The 17,145-nt window shown below is 66.7% G+C and carries 14 protein-coding genes; 7 read left to right on the top strand and 7 right to left on the bottom strand.

Annotation, left to right across the window (positions count from 1 at the left end; translation table 11 throughout):
* Nucleotides 1–31: 31 nt before the first annotated feature.
* The 5 genes from QX121_RS11135 (at nucleotide 32) to QX121_RS11115 (ending at nucleotide 5,389) form a co-directional block, all read left to right on the top strand.
* A complete protein-coding gene (locus QX121_RS11135; RefSeq protein ID WP_315740727.1) occupies nucleotides 32–1,402 on the top strand; it encodes a murein hydrolase activator EnvC family protein in 1,371 nt (456 codons plus the stop codon).
* Nucleotides 1,399–2,751 (top strand): S41 family peptidase, encoded by a 1,353-nt coding sequence (locus tag QX121_RS11130; protein ID WP_315740726.1) that lies wholly within the window; start codon nucleotides 1,399–1,401, stop codon nucleotides 2,749–2,751. The genes QX121_RS11135 and QX121_RS11130 overlap by 4 nt, the downstream gene beginning before the upstream one ends.
* A 185-nt stretch (nucleotides 2,752–2,936) precedes the next feature.
* Nucleotides 2,937–4,151 carry a divergent polysaccharide deacetylase family protein gene (locus QX121_RS11125; protein WP_315811922.1) on the top strand — a complete coding sequence of 405 codons (1,215 nt, stop codon included), beginning with the start codon at nucleotides 2,937–2,939 and terminating at the stop codon, nucleotides 4,149–4,151.
* A gap of 87 nt (nucleotides 4,152–4,238) precedes the next feature.
* On the top strand, nucleotides 4,239–4,745 hold the full coding sequence (locus QX121_RS11120) for an RNA pyrophosphohydrolase (RefSeq protein WP_315740724.1): 507 nt from the start codon (nucleotides 4,239–4,241) through the stop codon (nucleotides 4,743–4,745).
* A 137-nt stretch (nucleotides 4,746–4,882) separates the two neighbouring features.
* Entirely contained in the window at nucleotides 4,883–5,389 is a 507-nt protein-coding gene (locus tag QX121_RS11115; protein ID WP_315740723.1) for an RNA pyrophosphohydrolase, read from the top strand.
* A gap of 83 nt (nucleotides 5,390–5,472) precedes the next feature.
* Here QX121_RS11115 and QX121_RS11110 read toward each other — a convergent pair whose 3' ends face one another.
* The 6 genes from QX121_RS11110 to QX121_RS11085 all read right to left on the bottom strand — a co-directional run bounded on the left by QX121_RS11110 (nucleotide 5,473) and on the right by QX121_RS11085 (nucleotide 12,495).
* The gene (locus tag QX121_RS11110; protein WP_315811921.1) at nucleotides 5,473–7,155 is read right to left on the bottom strand and encodes an adenylate/guanylate cyclase domain-containing protein; all 1,683 of its coding nucleotides are present in this window, start codon (nucleotides 7,153–7,155) and stop codon (nucleotides 5,473–5,475) included.
* A gap of 168 nt (nucleotides 7,156–7,323) precedes the next feature.
* Nucleotides 7,324–7,731 carry a F0F1 ATP synthase subunit epsilon gene (locus QX121_RS11105; protein ID WP_315740721.1) on the bottom strand — a complete coding sequence of 136 codons (408 nt, stop codon included), beginning with the start codon at nucleotides 7,729–7,731 and terminating at the stop codon, nucleotides 7,324–7,326.
* 97 nt (nucleotides 7,732–7,828) lie between these two features.
* The gene (gene atpD / locus QX121_RS11100; RefSeq protein WP_315740720.1) at nucleotides 7,829–9,271 is read right to left on the bottom strand and encodes a F0F1 ATP synthase subunit beta; all 1,443 of its coding nucleotides are present in this window, start codon (nucleotides 9,269–9,271) and stop codon (nucleotides 7,829–7,831) included.
* Between the two features lie 96 nt (nucleotides 9,272–9,367).
* On the bottom strand, nucleotides 9,368–10,246 hold the full coding sequence (locus QX121_RS11095; protein WP_315770540.1) for a F0F1 ATP synthase subunit gamma: 879 nt from the start codon (nucleotides 10,244–10,246) through the stop codon (nucleotides 9,368–9,370).
* 156 nt (nucleotides 10,247–10,402) lie between these two features.
* Nucleotides 10,403–11,935 carry a F0F1 ATP synthase subunit alpha gene (atpA, locus tag QX121_RS11090; RefSeq protein WP_315715935.1) on the bottom strand — a complete coding sequence of 511 codons (1,533 nt, stop codon included), beginning with the start codon at nucleotides 11,933–11,935 and terminating at the stop codon, nucleotides 10,403–10,405.
* On the bottom strand, nucleotides 11,935–12,495 hold the full coding sequence (locus QX121_RS11085; RefSeq protein WP_315715934.1) for a F0F1 ATP synthase subunit delta: 561 nt from the start codon (nucleotides 12,493–12,495) through the stop codon (nucleotides 11,935–11,937). The genes atpA and QX121_RS11085 overlap by 1 nt, the downstream gene beginning before the upstream one ends.
* A gap of 650 nt (nucleotides 12,496–13,145) precedes the next feature.
* Between QX121_RS11085 and QX121_RS11080 the strand changes: the two genes are divergently transcribed.
* Entirely contained in the window at nucleotides 13,146–13,694 is a 549-nt protein-coding gene (locus QX121_RS11080) for a septal ring lytic transglycosylase RlpA family protein (protein WP_315740717.1), read from the top strand.
* Between the two features lie 128 nt (nucleotides 13,695–13,822).
* Here the strand turns inward: QX121_RS11080 and QX121_RS11075 are convergent, their stop codons facing one another.
* A complete protein-coding gene (locus QX121_RS11075; protein ID WP_315770544.1) occupies nucleotides 13,823–16,033 on the bottom strand; it encodes a primosomal protein N' in 2,211 nt (736 codons plus the stop codon).
* 117 nt (nucleotides 16,034–16,150) lie between these two features.
* On the opposite strand from QX121_RS11075, the gene QX121_RS11070 reads away from it, so the two are divergent.
* Nucleotides 16,151–17,134: a tyrosine recombinase XerC gene (locus QX121_RS11070; RefSeq protein ID WP_315770677.1), complete on the top strand. Its 984-nt coding sequence runs from the start codon at nucleotides 16,151–16,153 to the stop codon at nucleotides 17,132–17,134.
* The last annotated feature ends 11 nt before the right edge of the window (nucleotides 17,135–17,145 follow it).

The following is a 17,145-nucleotide window of genomic DNA, read 5'->3' as shown; positions in this document are numbered from 1 at the left end:
AGGGGACGATGGGAGCACAATAAGGACCTCGATGTTCGCTGCGCGGCCCCTCTCCCGTTCCTCAAGAACCGTCCGCAGCGGCCGGTCGTGCCGCGCGTCGCTGGTCGCGCTGCTGATCGTCGTTCCCGGTCTGCCGGCGACGGCGCAGACCGGACTTCGGCCTTCCCTCGCCGGTACCGCCTCACCGACACCGGCGACACCCGAGCAGTTGAAGCAGCGCGAGCAGGAGCTCGAGGCCGCCCGCGCGGCCCAGAAGGCCGCCGCAGAGGCCCAGGAGCGCCTGAAGGCCGACATCGCCGCGCTCGGCGAGGATCGCGGCAAGCTCAATCAGCAGCTGATCGACGTCGCCGCGCAGGTGCGCAGCGTCGAGGTGCGGGTTGGCGAGGCCGAAACGCGGCTGCGCGGGCTCGACGGCCGCGAGCAGGATCTGCGCACCTCACTGGAGGCACGGCGCACCGAGATCATCGAGGTTCTGGCTGCGCTGCAGCGCGCCGGCCGCCGCACGCCGCCGGCCCTGCTCGTCCGTCCCGAGGATGCGCTGCAGTCGCTGCGGACCGCGATGCTGCTCGGCGCTGTGATCCCGGAGATGCGTGGCCGCGCCGAAAAGCTCTCGACCGATCTCGGCGAGCTCGTCGCCATCCGCAAGACGATCGCCAGCGAACGCGACAAGCTCGCCGGCGACCGCGACAGGCTGCGTACCGATCAGACCCGTCTCGCGGCCCTGGTGGAGGAACGCCAGCGCAAGCAGAGCTCGGCCGAGAAGGACATGGAAGCCGAAAGCGCGCGCGCGGCTGTGCTGGCCCAGCAGATCGACTCGCTGCAAGGGCTGATCACGACGATGGAGCTCGATCTCAAGAGCGCCGCCAAGGCCGCGTCGACGGCGAGCCTGCAGGGCGTGCCGGTCAACAGCAAGCCGGACGCGAATGCGCTGCGCAACCCGGGCCGCAAGGCGCCCGCGATCGCGTTCGCCTCGACCAAGGGCATGCTGACGTTTCCCGTCAACGGCACCAAGATTCGCGAATTTGGCGCGTCGGACGGCGCCGGAGGCTCCGATAAAGGCATTTCTTTGGCAGCCCGGCCGGGCGCCCAGGTCACAACCCCGTGTGATGGCTGGGTTGTGTATGCGGGTCCCTTCCGCAGCTACGGACAACTCTTGATCCTCAACGCCGGTGGCGGGTATCATGTCCTGATCGCCGGGATGGAGCGCATTTCCGTCAACATCGGGCAGTTTGTTCAGACGGGAGAACCGGTCGCGACCATGGGTAACTCGTCCCAGGTCGCCTCCATTCTCGCTACCAACGCGAGTCAACCAGTGCTCTATGTCGAGTTCCGTAAGGACGGCACTCCAATCGATCCAGGCCCATGGTGGGCCGCAAATGAAGGCGAAAAGGTACGCGGATGATGCGTAAGACTTCGGTAATTCTCCTGAGCGCGGCCACCGGTGCGGCATTGACCCTGTTCGTCTCGCAACCGCGCGCGGTGTTGATGGGATCGACGGCGCGCGCCGCGACCGCCGATACCTATCGCCAGCTCAATCTGTTCGGCGACGTGTTCGAGCGCGTGCGCAGCGATTATGTCGAGAAGCCCGACGATTCGAAGCTGGTCGAGTCCGCGATCAGCGGCATGCTCTCGGGCCTTGATCCGCATTCGAGCTACATGGATGCGAAGAGCTTCCGCGACATGCAGGTGCAGACCCGCGGCGAGTTCGGCGGCCTCGGCATCGAAGTGACGATGGAAGACGGCCTGATCAAGGTGGTGTCGCCGATCGACGATACGCCGGCCTCGAAGGCGGGCATCCAGGCCAACGACATCATCACCAATCTCGACGACGAAGCCGTGCAGGGCCTGACCCTCAACCAGGCGGTCGAGAAGATGCGCGGCCCGGTCGGCACCAAGATCAAGCTGAAGGTCGTGCGCAAGGGCGCCGACAATCCGCTCGACGTGACGCTGACCCGCGACAACATCCGCGTCCGCTCGGTGCGCTCGCGCACCGAGAGCGACGACATCGCCTATGTCCGCATCACCACCTTCAACGAGCAGACCACCGAGGGCCTGAAGAAGAGCATCGCCGACCTGCAGAACCAGATCGGTGACAAGCTGAAGGGCTACATCATCGACCTGCGCAACAATCCGGGCGGCCTGCTCGAGGAGGCGGTCACCGTCTCCGACGCGTTCCTGGAGCGCGGCGAGATCGTCTCGACCCGCGGCCGCAATGCCGAGGAGACGCAGCGCCGCGCGGCGCATGCCGGCGACCTCACCAAGGGCAAGCCGGTCATCGTGCTGATCAATGGCGGCTCGGCTTCGGCGTCGGAGATCGTGGCCGGCGCGCTGCAGGACCACAAGCGCGCGACCCTGGTCGGCACCCGCTCGTTCGGCAAGGGCTCGGTGCAGACCATCATCCCGCTCGGCGCCGGCAATGGCGCGCTGCGGCTGACCACCGCGCGCTACTACACGCCGTCGGGCAAGTCGATCCAGGCCAAGGGCATCGTGCCCGACATCGAGGTGCTGCAGGACGTGCCGGATGAGCTGAAGTCGCGCACCGACACCAAGGGCGAGGCTTCGCTGCGCGGCCATCTGAAGAACGACGGCGACGAGAAGACCGGCTCGCAATCGTACGTGCCGCCAGACGCCAAGGACGACAAGGCGCTCAAAATGGCCGCCGACCTCCTCCACGGCATCAAGAACAGCGCCAACACGCCGGCGCCGACCGAGAAGGCCGCAGCCGACAAGCCGGCCAAGGCTGCGAACTGAGAGGCTGCGAACTAGGCGGCAGCCGACAGACGGCATCGGGTTTGAAGGGCGGCCTCCGGGCCGCCCTTTCCTTTTCTCTTTGGCTTCTTGCTTTCCCGCTCCGCCGATCTACGGGCTTTGGGAGACTGGCCCTGCGTCCGAATCCTCGCCGTGGTATCGTCGACCCGATTGATTCGGGAATTTCGATGACAGAGACGGCCGACGAGCTGAGCGCCCCGCTCGGACAGACGGAAACGCGTCGCAAGCGCCGCATTCGGCTTCCCTTCACGGCCCTGCAGGCCCTTGCGATGCTGCTCGGCCTGTTCCTGGTCGTGTTCGCCGGCTTTGCGATGTTCAACGACAATCCGCTCGGTGGCGAGCCGGTCGCCCGCGTCGCGATCAACGAAGGCGCAAGGCCTGCCGACGACAAGGCCGCCAAGCCGGATGGCAAGTCTGAGGCAAAGGTCGATCACGGCGCGGCCCCCGCGGCCAAGCAGGAGGGCGGCGAGCGCAAGACGGTCACCATCATCGACGGCTCCAGCGGCACCCGCCAGGAGGTCGCGATCGGTGCCGGTGGCGAGACGGCGGAGCCTGGATCGGCCGCTCCGGCGATCCAGATGCCCGGCGTGGACCCGCGGCTGCTGGAGAAGTCGCGCTACGGCATGATCCCGGTGATGGCCGACGGGCTGAAGCCGTTCACCGCCTATGCGGCCGAGGCTGACCGCGCCAAGGCGGCGCGCATGCCGGCCGTCGCGATCGTGATCGGTGGTCTCGGCGTCGGCGCCGCGAAGACGGTGGACGCGATCATGAAGCTGCCGCCGGCGGTCACGCTGGCCTTCACGCCCTATGGCTCCGATCCGACCAAACTCGCCGAGCGCGCCCGGGCGCAGCGCCACGAGATCCTGCTCCAGGTCCCGATGGAGCCCTACGACTATCCCGACAACGATCCGGGTCCGCAGACGCTGCTCGCTACACTCGCACCGGACCAGAACATCGACCGGTTGTTCTGGCACATGAGCCGGCTGCAGGGTTACGTCGGCATCGGCAACTTCATGGGCGCGCGCTTCGTCGCAACGGAAGCGGCGATGCAGCCGATCGTGAACGAGGCCGCCAAGCGCGGTCTGGCCTTGTTCGACGATGGCGCAGCCCCGCGCAGCGTGGCGGCCTCGCTGGCCACGGGACGCGCGATGCCGTTCGCGAAGGGCGACGTCGCCATCGACGCGGTGCCGACCCCGGTCGAGATCGACAATGCGCTCGCCAAGCTCGAAAGCCTGGCCAAGGAGCGTGGCGTCGCCGTCGGGACCGCGTCGGCGCTGCCGGTCTCGATCGACCGCATCGGCACCTGGATCAAGGGGCTCGACCGCAAGGGCATTCTGCTGGTGCCATTGACAACCGCGATGCTGAAATCAAAATCGAACTGAACGAACGTGCGCCGGCCCGACTGGCGACGTGACAGCGTGAGGCCTGCGCAGCGAGGCGCAGGGTCCCGCAGGAAGGCCGAGACCGGAATGACGCGCTACGAGGACCTGCCTTACCGCACCTGCGTCGGCATCATGCTGATCAATTCGGAGGGGCTGGTTTTCATCGGTCGCCGCGCCGGCGGGATCGAGCATGTCGACGACACCCATGTCTGGCAGATGCCGCAGGGCGGCGTTGATCCCGGCGAGGATGCCTGGGAGGCGGCCAAACGCGAGCTGTACGAAGAGACCAGCGTGCGCTCCGTCGAGAAGCTGGCCGAGGTCGGGGACTGGCTGACCTACGACATCCCGCGCACGGTCGCGGGTCGCGCCTGGAAGGGCCGCTATCGCGGCCAGCGCCAGAAATGGTTCGCGCTGCGTTTCACCGGGCCCGATGCCGAGATCAACGTCGAGCGGCCCGGCGGCGGCCACCACAAGGCGGAATTCGTCAGCTGGCGCTGGGAGCCGATGAAGAACCTGCCGGGGCTGATCGTGCCGTTCAAGCGGCCGGTCTATGAGCGGGTGGTGAAGGAATTCGCCACGCTGGCTGGCGGCTGACTCGCGATCGCGGGCCGACCGCGACGCGTGGCCGAAACCGTGTCATACGCTCGCACTGCAAAGAATCTCTGCAGATCCGTCGCGACAACGCCGTCACAATGCGTTGCCATGCGAGACGAAGCCCCACGGATATGAGCATGACCGAAACCAGACCCTACCGGCCGAATGTCGGCATCGCGCTGCTCAATGCCGAAGGCCTCGTCTTCCTCGGGCGCCGCTTCCGCGACGACGGGCCGGAGATCGTCCTGCCCGGCCTCGAATGGCAGATGCCGCAAGGCGGCGTCGACCCCGGCGAGGATCTGCAGGCGGCGGCGCGACGCGAGCTGTGGGAGGAAACCGGCATTCGCGACGCCGACATCCTCGGCGAGACCGACTGGCTGACTTACGAATTTCCCCCATTCGAGGATCCGAACCACCGGCTCGCGCGCTTTCGCGGCCAGCGCCAGAAATGGTTCGCGATGCGTTTTACCGGACGCGAGGGCGACATCGATCCGGTGACGCCGCGCAACGACCAGCCGGCCGAGTTCGACGCCTGGCGCTGGGAGCGGCTCGCGCGCATTCCGGATCTGGTGGTGCCGTTCCGCCGTGAGGTCTACCGCGCGGTGGCGCAGGCCTTTGCGCATCTCGCCAAAGCTGGCGACTGATCAACGTCGAAGAGTGAGGCTCACCGTCATTCCGGCCTCGCGCTCCGCGCCTCGGAAAGACGAGGTCGAGAGAGTTCGCCGGCTTAATTGTCCTCGACCGTGAACGGGCCGATCGCGATCACCCGGCAATCGCTGTCGCGCGTGGCGCAATCGGCCAGCGCGCCGCCGATCGCGGTCTCCTCGCGATCGCCGTTGAGGCCGAAGCCGGGACGGCCAGCCGTTCCGACCGCGATCGCGTTCCAGCCCGACGGCGCGGCCTCGAGGCGCCGCGCCACCTCCTCGCGCGTCTCCGGGGCGATCGCCTGATGGTTGACCGCGCGGAAGAAGCCGGTGGCTTTCATCACCGTCGGCACCGGCACAACGAAGGCATCGTCGAGCGCAACGATGATGCAGGCGGTCCCCGCCTGGGCACCGCAGGCTTCGAGATTGCGGCGAACCACGTCGTCGACGAGGTCGCCGCCGACGCTATAGAAGAACTGCCCGCCGGGCCCGAGCGCGATGGCCTTGGTCCGTCGCGCCGTGCCGTAGTTCGCCTCGAGCCGGGCTCGGCCTGTATCGCGCACCAGCGGCATCTCTGCAGCGCTGAAGGCGCGCTCGGTCATCGGGTCGTGGCGCACCCAGGGCTGCGGCGGCAACGGTGGCTTGCTGTGCACGTAGACGACGCTGTCGCCGACGGCATAGAGCTCGCATTTGCGCGGTCCGTTCGCGTTTTCCGCGCGCTGCTGGCACTGCTCCAGCGCAGCCGATTTCGCGGCCTCATCGCTCGCCTGTCCGGTGACATAGGCGCTGACGCCGTTGATCGTTGTCGCGAACGCCTTGTGATCCGGTGCCAGCACGTAGTCGCGCGCCAGCGCAATGCGGGTCCGCTCGCTCACGAACGGCACGGCTTCAGGTGCGAACTTCTCGGCGGCGACAACGGACGAAGGTTGCGGTGACGGCTGCGGCGAGGCAGCGGGCTGCACGGCGACGGATGACTGCGTCGCCGCGGGGGACGGAGATGAAGACGGGGCCGAGGAAGGCGAAGCCGGCGTGGCCGACAGCCGGGCCAGCGCCTCCGCCGCCGCCTTGGCGGCATCGCGCTGCACAGGATGCGGATCGCGGTAGTCCAGATAGAGCTCAGTCCCGACCCCGACGGCTCCGAGCGCAACCAGGGCGGCCGCAATTCGCCAGATCAGGCGGAGCCCGCCGCCGCGGGCGACTTTCTTTTCTTCCGGCGGCGCGTAGGTGCCGTCCTCGCGGCGCATCGCGACCCGATAGGCGTGCACCGGGGTCGGGATGTTCTTGACCTCCCGCGCACCCATGTCGGCGAACTGCACCGACAGCTTATTGGCGACCTGCTCGTGCACCGCGCGCGAGATGCAGATGCCGCCGACATCGGCGAGCCCCTCCAGCCTGGCTGCAATGTTGACGCCGTCACCGAGCAGATCGCCGTCGCGCTCGACGACGTCGCCGATGGTGATGCCGATGCGGTAGCTCATCTGCCGGTTCGGCGGATAGGCCATGTTGCGCGTGCGCAGGCTCTCCTGGATGTCGATCGCGCAGCGCACCGCTTCGACCGCGCTGGGAAACTCCGCGAGTACGGCATCGCCCGCGGTGTTGAAAATGCGGCCACCGGCGCGCGCGATGAAGTCGTCGACCACTTCGCGATAGGCCGCCAGACGCCGCAGCGTCTCCTCTTCATCCTCGGCGACGAGGCGGGAATAGCCGGCAATATCGGCGGCAAAAATCGCCGCGATCTTGCGCTTCAACACGATCTGCCCTGCCATGTCACCACGCCCAGTCGAACGGCCGGGAGCATGCCGTCAGATCGGCGAGCACGCAACCGGCATCCCTTGCTAGTAGTCATCCGCCGGCCCCGGACGTTCGAGCCGGAAGACGAAAATGGCCGGGCAGAGCCCGGCCATGAACGTTCATTCATACGTCGTGCTGTTGGATCAATGCAGCGCGGTCGTGTTGAGCTGCTGCTGGATCGTCTTGAAGTGATCGAGCCGCTCGATCGCGCGATCGAGCTCGTTGCCCTGCTTCTCGTTCAGCTTGGATTCCATGCCGGCGATCTCGGCCGCGAAAGCGGTCTGGTCGAGCTCCTTCAGCGACGTCGCGACGTCGGCCAGAACCGTCAGACCCTTGTCCGAGATCTCGGCGAGGCCGCCGAGCACGATGATCTTCTGCTGCGAGCCGCCAGCGGTCACCGTCAGGATACCCGGCCGCAGCGTCGCCACGAATGGCGCATGGCCGGCGAGCACGCCGAAATCACCCTCCTGGCCGGGCACGTCGACCTGGTCGACCTCGCCCGAGAAGGCGATCTTTTCCGGCGAGACGAGATCGAAATGGAAAGTAGCCATTGGGAAACCTGCTGATAGCGAATAGCGAATGGCGAATGGCGAGTAGTGAAGGAGGAAGCAGCGAACAGTTCGTCTATTCGCTACTCCCTATTCGCCCTTAGGCCGCCTCGGCGGCCAGCTTCTTGCCCTTCTCGACCGCCTCGTCGATGTTGCCGACCATGTAGAAGGCGGCCTCCGGCAGGTGATCGTACTTGCCTTCACACAGGCCCTTGAAGCCCTTGATGGTGTCGGCGAGGTCGACGAACTTGCCCGGCGATCCCGTGAAGATTTCGGCGACGTGGAACGGCTGCGACAGGAAGCGCTCGATCTTGCGGGCGCGGGCCACGGTCAGCTTGTCCTCTTCCGACAGCTCGTCCATGCCCAGGATGGCGATGATGTCCTGCAGCGACTTGTAGCGCTGCAGGATCTGCTGGACCTGACGCGCGGTCTGATAGTGCTCCTCGCCGACGACCAGCGGGGAGAGCATGCGCGAGGTCGAGTCGAGCGGGTCCACGGCCGGGTAGATGCCCTTTTCCGAGATCGCGCGGTTGAGCACGGTGGTGGCGTCCAAGTGGGCGAACGAGGTCGCCGGCGCCGGGTCGGTCAAGTCGTCGGCCGGCACGTAGATCGCCTGCACCGAGGTGATCGAGCCCTTGTTGGTGGTGGTGATGCGCTCCTGCAGCGCGCCCATGTCGGTGGCGAGCGTCGGCTGATAACCCACCGCCGAGGGGATGCGGCCGAGCAGCGCCGACACTTCCGAGCCGGCCTGGGTGAAGCGGAAGATGTTGTCGACGAAGAACAGCACGTCCTGGCCCTGGTCACGGAAGTGCTCGGCGACGGTCAGGCCGGTCAGGCCGACGCGGGCGCGCGCGCCCGGCGGCTCGTTCATCTGGCCGAACACCAGCGCGCACTTCGACTTGACGCTCGGATCGGGATTGTGCGGATCGGCGTTGACCTTGGATTCGATGAACTCGTGATAGAGGTCGTTGCCTTCACGGGTACGCTCGCCGACGCCGGCGAACACCGAATAACCACCGTGCGCCTTGGCGACGTTGTTGATCAGCTCCTGGATCAGCACGGTCTTTCCGACGCCGGCGCCGCCGAACAGGCCGATCTTGCCGCCCTTGGCGTAGGGCGCCAGGAGGTCGACGACCTTGATACCGGTGACGAGGATTTCCGCTTCGGTCGACTGGTCGGTGTAGCTCGGCGCGTCCGCGTGGATCGGGCGCAGGCCCTCGGCCTCGACCGGGCCGGCCTCGTCGATCGGCTCGCCGATCACGTTCATGATGCGGCCGAGCGTGCCGACGCCGACCGGCACCCGGATCGGCGACCCGGTGTCGCTGACTTCCTGGCCGCGAACCAGGCCCTCGGTGGTGTCCATCGCGATGGTGCGCACGGTGGACTCGCCGAGATGCTGGGCGACCTCAAGCACGAGGCGGTTGCCGCCGTTCTTGGTTTCGAGCGAGTTGAGAATGGCCGGCAGGTGACCTTCGAACTGCACGTCGACGACGGCGCCGATGACCTGGGTGATGCGACCGATCTGGTTGGCTGCGGTAGCCATTGGATTTCTCTCCTTACGATCCGTATACGAAACCACGGTCGGCTCGACCGGGATATGTCCTTGGGTTGCGCTTCAACGGGGCGCGACGCGATCCGGTTAGACCGCCTCGGCGCCCGAAATGATTTCGATCAGTTCCTTGGTGATCATCGCCTGACGCGTGCGGTTGTAGATCAGCGTCTGCTTGCGGATCATCTCGCCGGCGTTGCGGGTGGCGTTGTCCATGGCCGACATCTGCGCCCCGTAGAACGAGGCGTTGTTTTCGAGCAGCGCGCGGAAGATCTGCACCGCGAGATTGCGCGGCAGCAGTCCGGCCAGGATCTCGTCCTCCTCCGGCTCATACTCGTAAGGCGCCAGCGGCGCCGCGTTGGCGGGCCGCGCCTCGACCACCAGCGGAATGATCTGCTGGGCGGTCGGGATCTGCGCGATCACCGAGCGGAAGCGCGAATAGAACAGCGTGCAGACGTCGAACTCGCCGGCATCGAAACGGGCGATGACCTTCTTGGCGATCTCGTCGGCATTGGCGAAGCCGATCTGGCGCACCGAGCGCAGGTCCATGTGCTCGACGATCTGCTTGTCGAACTGGCGGCGAAGCTGCTCATAACCTTTGCGGCCGACGCAGAAGAACTTCACCTCCTTGCCCTGGTTCATCAGGGCGAGCGCACGCTCGCGCGCCAGGCGGACGATCGAGGAGTTGAACGCGCCGGACAGGCCGCGCTCGCCGGTGCAGACCAGCAGCAGGTGCACCTGGTCGCGACCGGTACCCGCGAGCAGCTTCGGCCCGCCGGCGGAGGCGATGGTGGCGCTCGCGATGTTGGAGATCACAGCGTCCATCTTCTCGGCATAGGGACGCGCCGCCTCGGCCGCGAGCTGCGCACGGCGCAGCTTGGAGGCCGCGACCATCTGCATGGCCTTGGTGATCTTCTGCGTCGCCTTGGTCGAGGCGATGCGGACCCGCATGTCTTTCAGTGACGCCATTGTTCGTCGATCTCACCCCGGCGGCCGGATCCCCTTGGGACCTTGCCGTTCAACCCTCGAGATTGGTCATGCCCGGCCTGGTGCCGGACATGAGATGTCTTGTTGTCCCACGTCGACGACGTTGATGGCCGGGCGAAGTCCGGCCATCCTTTGCCGTCAGGCGAAGGTCTTGGCGAAGCCTTCGACCACCGCCTTCAGCTTGGCGGCGCTGTCGTCGGACAGATCCTTGCTGTCACGGATCGCGTTCAGCAGGTCGGCATTCTTGCCGCGCAGCAGCGACAGCAGGCCGTCCTCGAACGCGCGCACCTTGTTGAGCGGGAGCGGATCGAGATAGCCGTTGGTGCCGGCCCAGATCACGCAGACCTGCTCTTCCATCTTCAGCGGCGAGAACTGCGGCTGCTTCAGGAGCTCGGTCAGGCGCGCGCCGCGGTTGAGCAGGCGCTGGGTCGAGGCGTCCAAGTCGGAGCCGAACTGCGCGAACGCCGCCATTTCGCGGTACTGCGCCAGCTCGCCCTTGATCTTACCGGCGACCTTCTTCATCGCCTTGGTCTGGGCCGAGGAGCCGACGCGCGACACCGACAGACCGACGTTCACGGCAGGACGGATGCCCTGGAAGAACAGATCGGTCTCCAGGAAGATCTGGCCGTCGGTGATCGAAATGACGTTGGTCGGAATGTAGGCCGACACGTCGTTGGCCTGGGTCTCGATGACGGGCAGCGCGGTGAGCGACCCCAGACCATGGTCCTTGCTGAGCTTGGCGGCCCGCTCGAGCAGGCGCGAATGCAGATAGAACACGTCGCCCGGATAGGCTTCGCGCCCCGGCGGGCGGCGCAGCAGCAGCGACATCTGGCGATAGGCGACGGCCTGCTTCGACAGATCGTCATAGATGATGACGGCGTGCATGCCGTTGTCGCGGAAGTACTCGCCCATGGTGCAGCCGGTGAACGGAGCGAGATACTGCATCGGAGCCGGATCGGACGCGGTGGCGGCGATGACGATCGAGTATTCCAGCGCGCCCTGCTCTTCGAGCACCTTGACGAACTGAGCGACGGTGGAGCGCTTCTGGCCGATCGCGACGTAGACGCAATACAGCTTCTGGCTCTCGGGGGCGCCGGCAACGTTGAGCGGCTTCTGGTTCAGGATGGTGTCGAGCGCGATCGCGGTCTTGCCGGTCTGACGGTCACCGATGATCAGCTCGCGCTGGCCACGGCCGACCGGGATCAGGGCGTCGATCGCCTTGAGGCCGGTCGACATCGGCTCGTTCACCGACTTGCGCGGAATGATGCCGGGGGCCTTGACGTCGACGCGCTTGCGCTCGGTCGCCTGGATCGGGCCCTTGCCGTCGATCGGATTGCCGAGCGCGTCGACGACGCGGCCGAGCAGACCCTTGCCGACCGGAGCGTCGACGATGGCGCGGGTGCGCTTGACGGTCTGGCCTTCCTTGATCTCGCGGTCGGCGCCGAAGATGACGACGCCGACATTGTCGGTCTCGAGGTTCAGCGCCATGCCGCGGGTGCCGTTCTCGAACTCGACCATCTCACCGGCCTGGACGTTGTCGAGACCGTAGACGCGGGCGATACCGTCACCGACGGACAGCACCTGTCCGACTTCGGTAACTTCGGCTTCCTGCCCGAAATTCTTGATCTGGTCCTTGAGGATCGCGGAAATTTCCGCGGCGCGGATGTCCATCAGCCTGCCTCTTTCATCGCGTGCTTGATCGAGTTGAGTTTGGTGCGAAGCGAACTATCGATCATGCGGCTGCCGAGCTTGACGACGAGCCCGCCGATAATCGCTGGATCGACTTTCACGTTGAGCGCGACGTCCTTGCCGGTCACCGTCTTCAGTGAGGCCTTCAAGGCGTCGAGATTCTTGTCGGAGAGCGGCTCGGCGACGACGACGTCGGCCGTGGCCTCTCCCTTGTATTTGGCGACCAGCGCGTTGAAGGCGCGGATCACGTCGGTCACCGCGAACAGGCGGCGGTTGGCGGTCAGCACGCGCAGCACGTTGGCGGCGACGCCGGCGATGCCAGCCTTGTCCAGCACGGCATTCAGCGCCTTGAGTTGCACGTCCGCACCGAACACCGGACTGCGGACGAGGCGCTTGAGATCGGCGCTCTCATCGAGGAGGGCATTGAACCTGTCGAGATCGGCCTTGACCGCATCGACGGACTTTTCGTCACGGGCCAGTTCAAACAGGGCCGTCGCGTAACGACCGGACACACCGGATACGGAGGGATCTTCAGCAGCCACAGACGTGCTCTTTTTATATGTGCCCAACCCACAAGAGGGACACCGGCGCGCCGCTGCGGCGCAAACCAGTTAAGCCCTTGGAATTCAAGCAGGACTTTGATTTTCGATCGCCGCGGGAGCAGCTTGATCACGAAAAGCGGCGCTTTGCTAACATAGCGTACGCGCAGCCGCAACAAGCGGTGGCCCGCTATTCGGCACCTTGTTGCCGCGCCGCGGTCGGAGCGAAAGCGCCCGTCCAACGGACACGCTGATCGCGCCCAACACGCGACCCGACCCCAATACCAATCACTTCGGACAAGGTTCCAGCTGTTGCTGCATGGCCGCCATGCTGGTTTGGCCTTGACTCCCGTCGGCGGTGCCCGGCGGCCGCCGGCCGGCCCGCATCGACATTACTTGCTGACATCTTGGCGTCCTAAGCGAGAACTTAAATCAACAGTATTTTGAAGTATTTGATCGTTAAAGAAGCGTTAAAGCAACGGATTACGGAATTTTCCGTGATGAGTAGACCGCGATGCAAGATGTTTCGATCAGAGCGAAACAATTTCTACTGCCCCATTCACGCCTCATTGCCCCACCAAACGGCGCCCGCCTCAACACCTGACGGGGGTTCACTGGCCGCAGAACGCGGCAATACTGTTCGAGGGACATAGATGCTGAAACTGAAGAACATCTCGGCTGGCAAAATCGCCGGCTCGCGCACCGCGCTCGCTGTTGCCGTGACGCTGATCGTCGGCGGCAGCGCCACCGAAGCCTCGGCCCGGTCCAGGCACCACCAGCACCACGCTCGCCACCACCATCACCACATGTCGCGCCATGCTGCTCAGCCCGCGGCCGACTCGTTCTCGAACGGATGGTCGTCCAACGGCTCCTCGTGGATGAACTCCAACGCAGCGGTCACGCCGTCGTCCGGCACCGGCCGCAGCTTCTCCGGCATGGCGTCGTACTACGGCAACGAGTCCGGCAGCCGCACTGCCTCCGGCCAGCGCATGAACGCCAACGCCATGACCTGCGCGCACCGCTCGCTGCCGTTCGGCACCAAGCTGCGCGTGACCCATGGCGGCAACAGCGTCATCGTCACCGTCAACGACCGCGGCCCGTTCATCCGCGGCCGGGTGCTCGACCTCTCGACCGGCGCCGCCCGCGCCATCGGCCTGACCCGCGCCGGCGTCGGCCGCGTCACCGCTGAGGTCGTGTCGTAAGGCACCAGAATCTATTTACGCGTCATTGCGAGCGCAGCGGCGCAGCGAAGCAATCCAGGGCCGGGTCTGGACTCTGGATTGCTTCGTCGCGTCGCTCCTCGCGATGACGGTGGAGAGCGCGCCGAGCGCTACAGGAAGCTCTGCGGGTCGACGTCGACCTCGAGCTTGAGATTGCCCTTGGGCTTCTCGGCATGCGCCAGCCAGTGGCGCAGATAATCCGACAGGTCGAAATTGCGTGCCGACTTGAGCAGCAGCCGAAAGCGGTAGCGGCCCTTTATCACCGCGAGCGGCGCCTCGGCTGGGCCGAGCAGCAGCACACCCTCCTCGCGCGGCGCCGACGCGACCAGCCGGCGGGCAAAGCCTTCTGCGGTGGGCCGGTCTCCCGCCGAGATGATCAGGCTCGCGAGCCGCCCGAACGGCGGATAGCCGGTGCGCTCGCGGACGTCGATCTCGCTGGTGTAGAAGGCCTCGCGGTCGCAGGCGACCAGCGCCTTCATGACGGGATGCTCGGGCTGGTGGGTCTGCAGGTAGCCTCGGCCTCGCCCCTGCTCACGGCCGGCGCGGCCGATCACCTGGTTCAGGAGCTGCCAGGTGCGCTCGGCGGCGCGCGGATCGCCATTGCCGAGGCCGAGATCGGCATCGACCACACCGACGAGATTGAGCCGCGGAAAGTTATGCCCCTTGGCGACGAGCTGGGTGCCGATGATGAGATCGACGCGGCCTTCCGCGATCTCCGTCAGCTCGGCGCGCATGGTCTCGATCGAGGTGATCAGATCGCTCGACAGCACCATGCTGCGCGCCTCCGGAAACAGCGCCGCCGCCTCCTCCTGCAACCTCTCCACGCCGGGTCCCACCGCGACCAGCGATTCCTCGGCCGCGCAGTGCGGACAGCTCGGCGGACGCGGCATCGAGAAGCCGCAATGGTGGCAGACCAGCCGCTGGCGAAAGCGGTGATCGACCAGCCAGGCGTCGCAGATGGTGCAGGCGAAGCGGTGACCGCAGGCGCGGCACAGGGTGAGCGGCGCATAGCCGCGGCGGTTCAGGAACAGCAGCGCCTGCTCGCCGCGCTCGATCGCGGTGCGGATCTCGCCGGCCAGCCGCGGCGAGATGTAGCGGCCGCGCGGCGGCGGCTCGCGCCGGAGATCGATGGCCTCGATATGCGGCATGTGCTGGCCGCCGAAGCGCGACGGCAGCGCCACGCGCTGGTAGCGGCCCTTGCGGGCATTGACCTCGGTCTCCACCGAGGGCGTCGCTGACGCCAGCACCACCGGGATCTTGGCGATGTGGCCGCGCACCACGGCCATGTCGCGGGCGTGGTAATGGGCGCCCTCGTCCTGCTTGTAGGCCTGGTCGTGCTCCTCGTCGACGATGATCAGGCCGAGATCGGCATAGGGCAGGAACAGCGCCGAGCGGGCGCCGACGACCACCGGCGCCTCGCCGGCGGCGATCGAAGCCCAGTTGCGCTGACGGTTGCGCGGGGTCAGCTCGGAATGCCATTCCAGCGGGCGGACGCCGAAGCGGCGCGAGAAGCGCTCCAGGAATTGGCCGGTCAGCGCGATCTCCGGCATCAGGATCAGCGACTGCCGGCCGCGGCGGACCGTTTCGGCCACCGCCTCGAAATAGACTTCCGTCTTGCCTGACCCAGTGACGCCGTCGAGCAGCGCAACCTGGAACGTGCCGCTCGCGGCCAGCGCCCGCATCGCCTCGACGCCGGCCTGCTGCGCGTCGAAGAACTCCGGCCGGGCGAAGTCGGGATCGGGCGCCGGCGGCGCCAGCGTCCGCGGCATCGCCTCCACCGTCAAGGTGCCCTCGTCGACCAGGCCGTCGATCACGCCCCCGGACACGCCGACCTCGCGCGCCAGATCCGACTTGCCGTGCAGCAGGCCGTCGGAAACGGCGTCGATGACGCGGCGGCGTGACGGCGTCAGCCGCTTCGGCGGCTCGCCGACCAGCCGGACGCCGAGGCGAACGCGCTCCGGGCCGAGATGCTCGCCCATGCGCAGGGACATCCGCAGCACCATGCCGCGGGGCGACAGCGTATAATTGGCGACCCAGTCGATCAGGGACCGCAGCTCCGGCTTGAGCGGCGGCACATCGAGCTTCTCGCTGACGTCCTTGAGCCGGTTGTGCAGGCGCGGATCGGGATTGGCATTCTCGGCCCACACCACCGCCAGCACCTCGCGCGGGCCCAGCGGCACGCCGACGACATCGCCAGCCCTCAGATCCATGCCGCGCGGCACACGGTAGGAATAGGTGTGGTCCAGCGCGACCGGAACCAGCACGTCGACCACGCCGGTCGCGCTGGCTGCACCTGGAAAGAGATCGGTCGGGCGGTCCATGAGGCCGGAGATAGCCTTGCTCTGGCTGAAGCGAAAGCCGCCCGGCAAAGTTAGCGAACGGTAAAGGACGATAGTGGGATATACATGACTCGACGAGATGAGATCGAGCTGTTCGCGATGGCTGCGACCACGACATCAGCGGCGGAGACGCCCGACATCACCGACCTCATCGGCGCCGACGAGGGCGTGGTACGGGTCATGATGCAGTGGCTGGCGCATCTGCGCAGCGAGCGCCGGCTGTCGCCGAAGACGGTCGAGGCCTATGCCCGTGACCTGCGGCAGTGCCTGCAATTCCTCTGCACCCATTGGGGCGAGCCGGTGACGCTGGCGCGCTTCGCTGCGCTGGAGGCGGCCGATATCCGCGCCTTCATGGCGATGCGACGCGCAGACGACATCGCGGGTCGGTCCTTGATGCGAACCTTGGCGGGCCTGCGCTCGTTCGGCCGCTTCCTCGAGCGCGAGGGCAAGGGCAAGGTCGGCGCACTCTCCGGAATCCGCGCGCCAAAGATCGCCAAGAGCCTGCCCAAGCCGCTGCCGATGGATGCCGCCAAGCGGCTCGCCGATGCCGACGAGCGCGCCGGCGAGACCCGGGAGACCTGGGTGCTGGCGCGCGACGCCGCTGTGATGGCCCTGCTCTACGGCTCCGGCCTGCGCATCTCCGAAGCGCTCGGCCTCAAGCGCCGCGAGGTGCCACGGCCGGGCGAAGGCGACGTGCTGGTCGTGACCGGCAAGGGCAACAAGACCCGCATGGTGCCGGTGCTGCAGAATGTGCTGCAGCTGATCGACGAGTACGCCAAGCTTTGTCCTTATCCGCTGTCTGCGGACGGGCCGATGTTCCTCGGCGCCAAGGGCGGCCCGTTGAGCCCGCGCATCATCCAGCTGACGATGGAGCGGCTGCGCGGCGCGCTCGGCCTGCCCGACAGCGCCACGCCGCACGCGCTGCGCCATTCCTTCGCGACGCATCTGCTGTCGCGCGGCGGCGACCTGCGTGCGATCCAGGAGCTGCTCGGCCACGCCTCGCTGTCGACGACCCAGGTCTATACCGGCATTGATTCGGAGCGCCTGCTGCAGGTGTACGCGTCAGCGCATCCGCGGCGGTGACATCTTTCGTT

The sequence above is a fragment of the Bradyrhizobium sp. SZCCHNR2028 genome (genome assembly GCF_032380995.1).
Classification (GTDB): Bacteria; Pseudomonadota; Alphaproteobacteria; order Rhizobiales; family Xanthobacteraceae; genus Bradyrhizobium.
This window is presented reverse-complemented; position numbering and strand designations above follow the sequence as displayed.

Coding starts and splice junctions, on each gene's coding strand:
- QX121_RS11135 (WP_315740727.1), top strand. CDS start 32: ATGTTCGCTGCGCGGCCCCTCTCCCGTTCCTCAAGAACCGTCCGCAGC.
- QX121_RS11130 (WP_315740726.1), top strand. CDS start 1,399: ATGATGCGTAAGACTTCGGTAATTCTCCTGAGCGCGGCCACCGGTGCG.
- QX121_RS11125 (WP_315811922.1), top strand. CDS start 2,937: ATGACAGAGACGGCCGACGAGCTGAGCGCCCCGCTCGGACAGACGGAA.
- QX121_RS11120 (WP_315740724.1), top strand. CDS start 4,239: ATGACGCGCTACGAGGACCTGCCTTACCGCACCTGCGTCGGCATCATG.
- QX121_RS11115 (WP_315740723.1), top strand. CDS start 4,883: ATGACCGAAACCAGACCCTACCGGCCGAATGTCGGCATCGCGCTGCTC.
- QX121_RS11110 (WP_315811921.1), bottom strand. CDS start 7,155: ATGGCAGGGCAGATCGTGTTGAAGCGCAAGATCGCGGCGATTTTTGCC.
- QX121_RS11105 (WP_315740721.1), bottom strand. CDS start 7,731: ATGGCTACTTTCCATTTCGATCTCGTCTCGCCGGAAAAGATCGCCTTC.
- atpD (WP_315740720.1), bottom strand. CDS start 9,271: ATGGCTACCGCAGCCAACCAGATCGGTCGCATCACCCAGGTCATCGGC.
- QX121_RS11095 (WP_315770540.1), bottom strand. CDS start 10,246: ATGGCGTCACTGAAAGACATGCGGGTCCGCATCGCCTCGACCAAGGCG.
- atpA (WP_315715935.1), bottom strand. CDS start 11,935: ATGGACATCCGCGCCGCGGAAATTTCCGCGATCCTCAAGGACCAGATC.
- QX121_RS11080 (WP_315740717.1), top strand. CDS start 13,146: ATGCTGAAACTGAAGAACATCTCGGCTGGCAAAATCGCCGGCTCGCGC.
- QX121_RS11075 (WP_315770544.1), bottom strand. CDS start 16,033: ATGGACCGCCCGACCGATCTCTTTCCAGGTGCAGCCAGCGCGACCGGC.
- QX121_RS11070 (WP_315770677.1), top strand. CDS start 16,151: ATGGCTGCGACCACGACATCAGCGGCGGAGACGCCCGACATCACCGAC.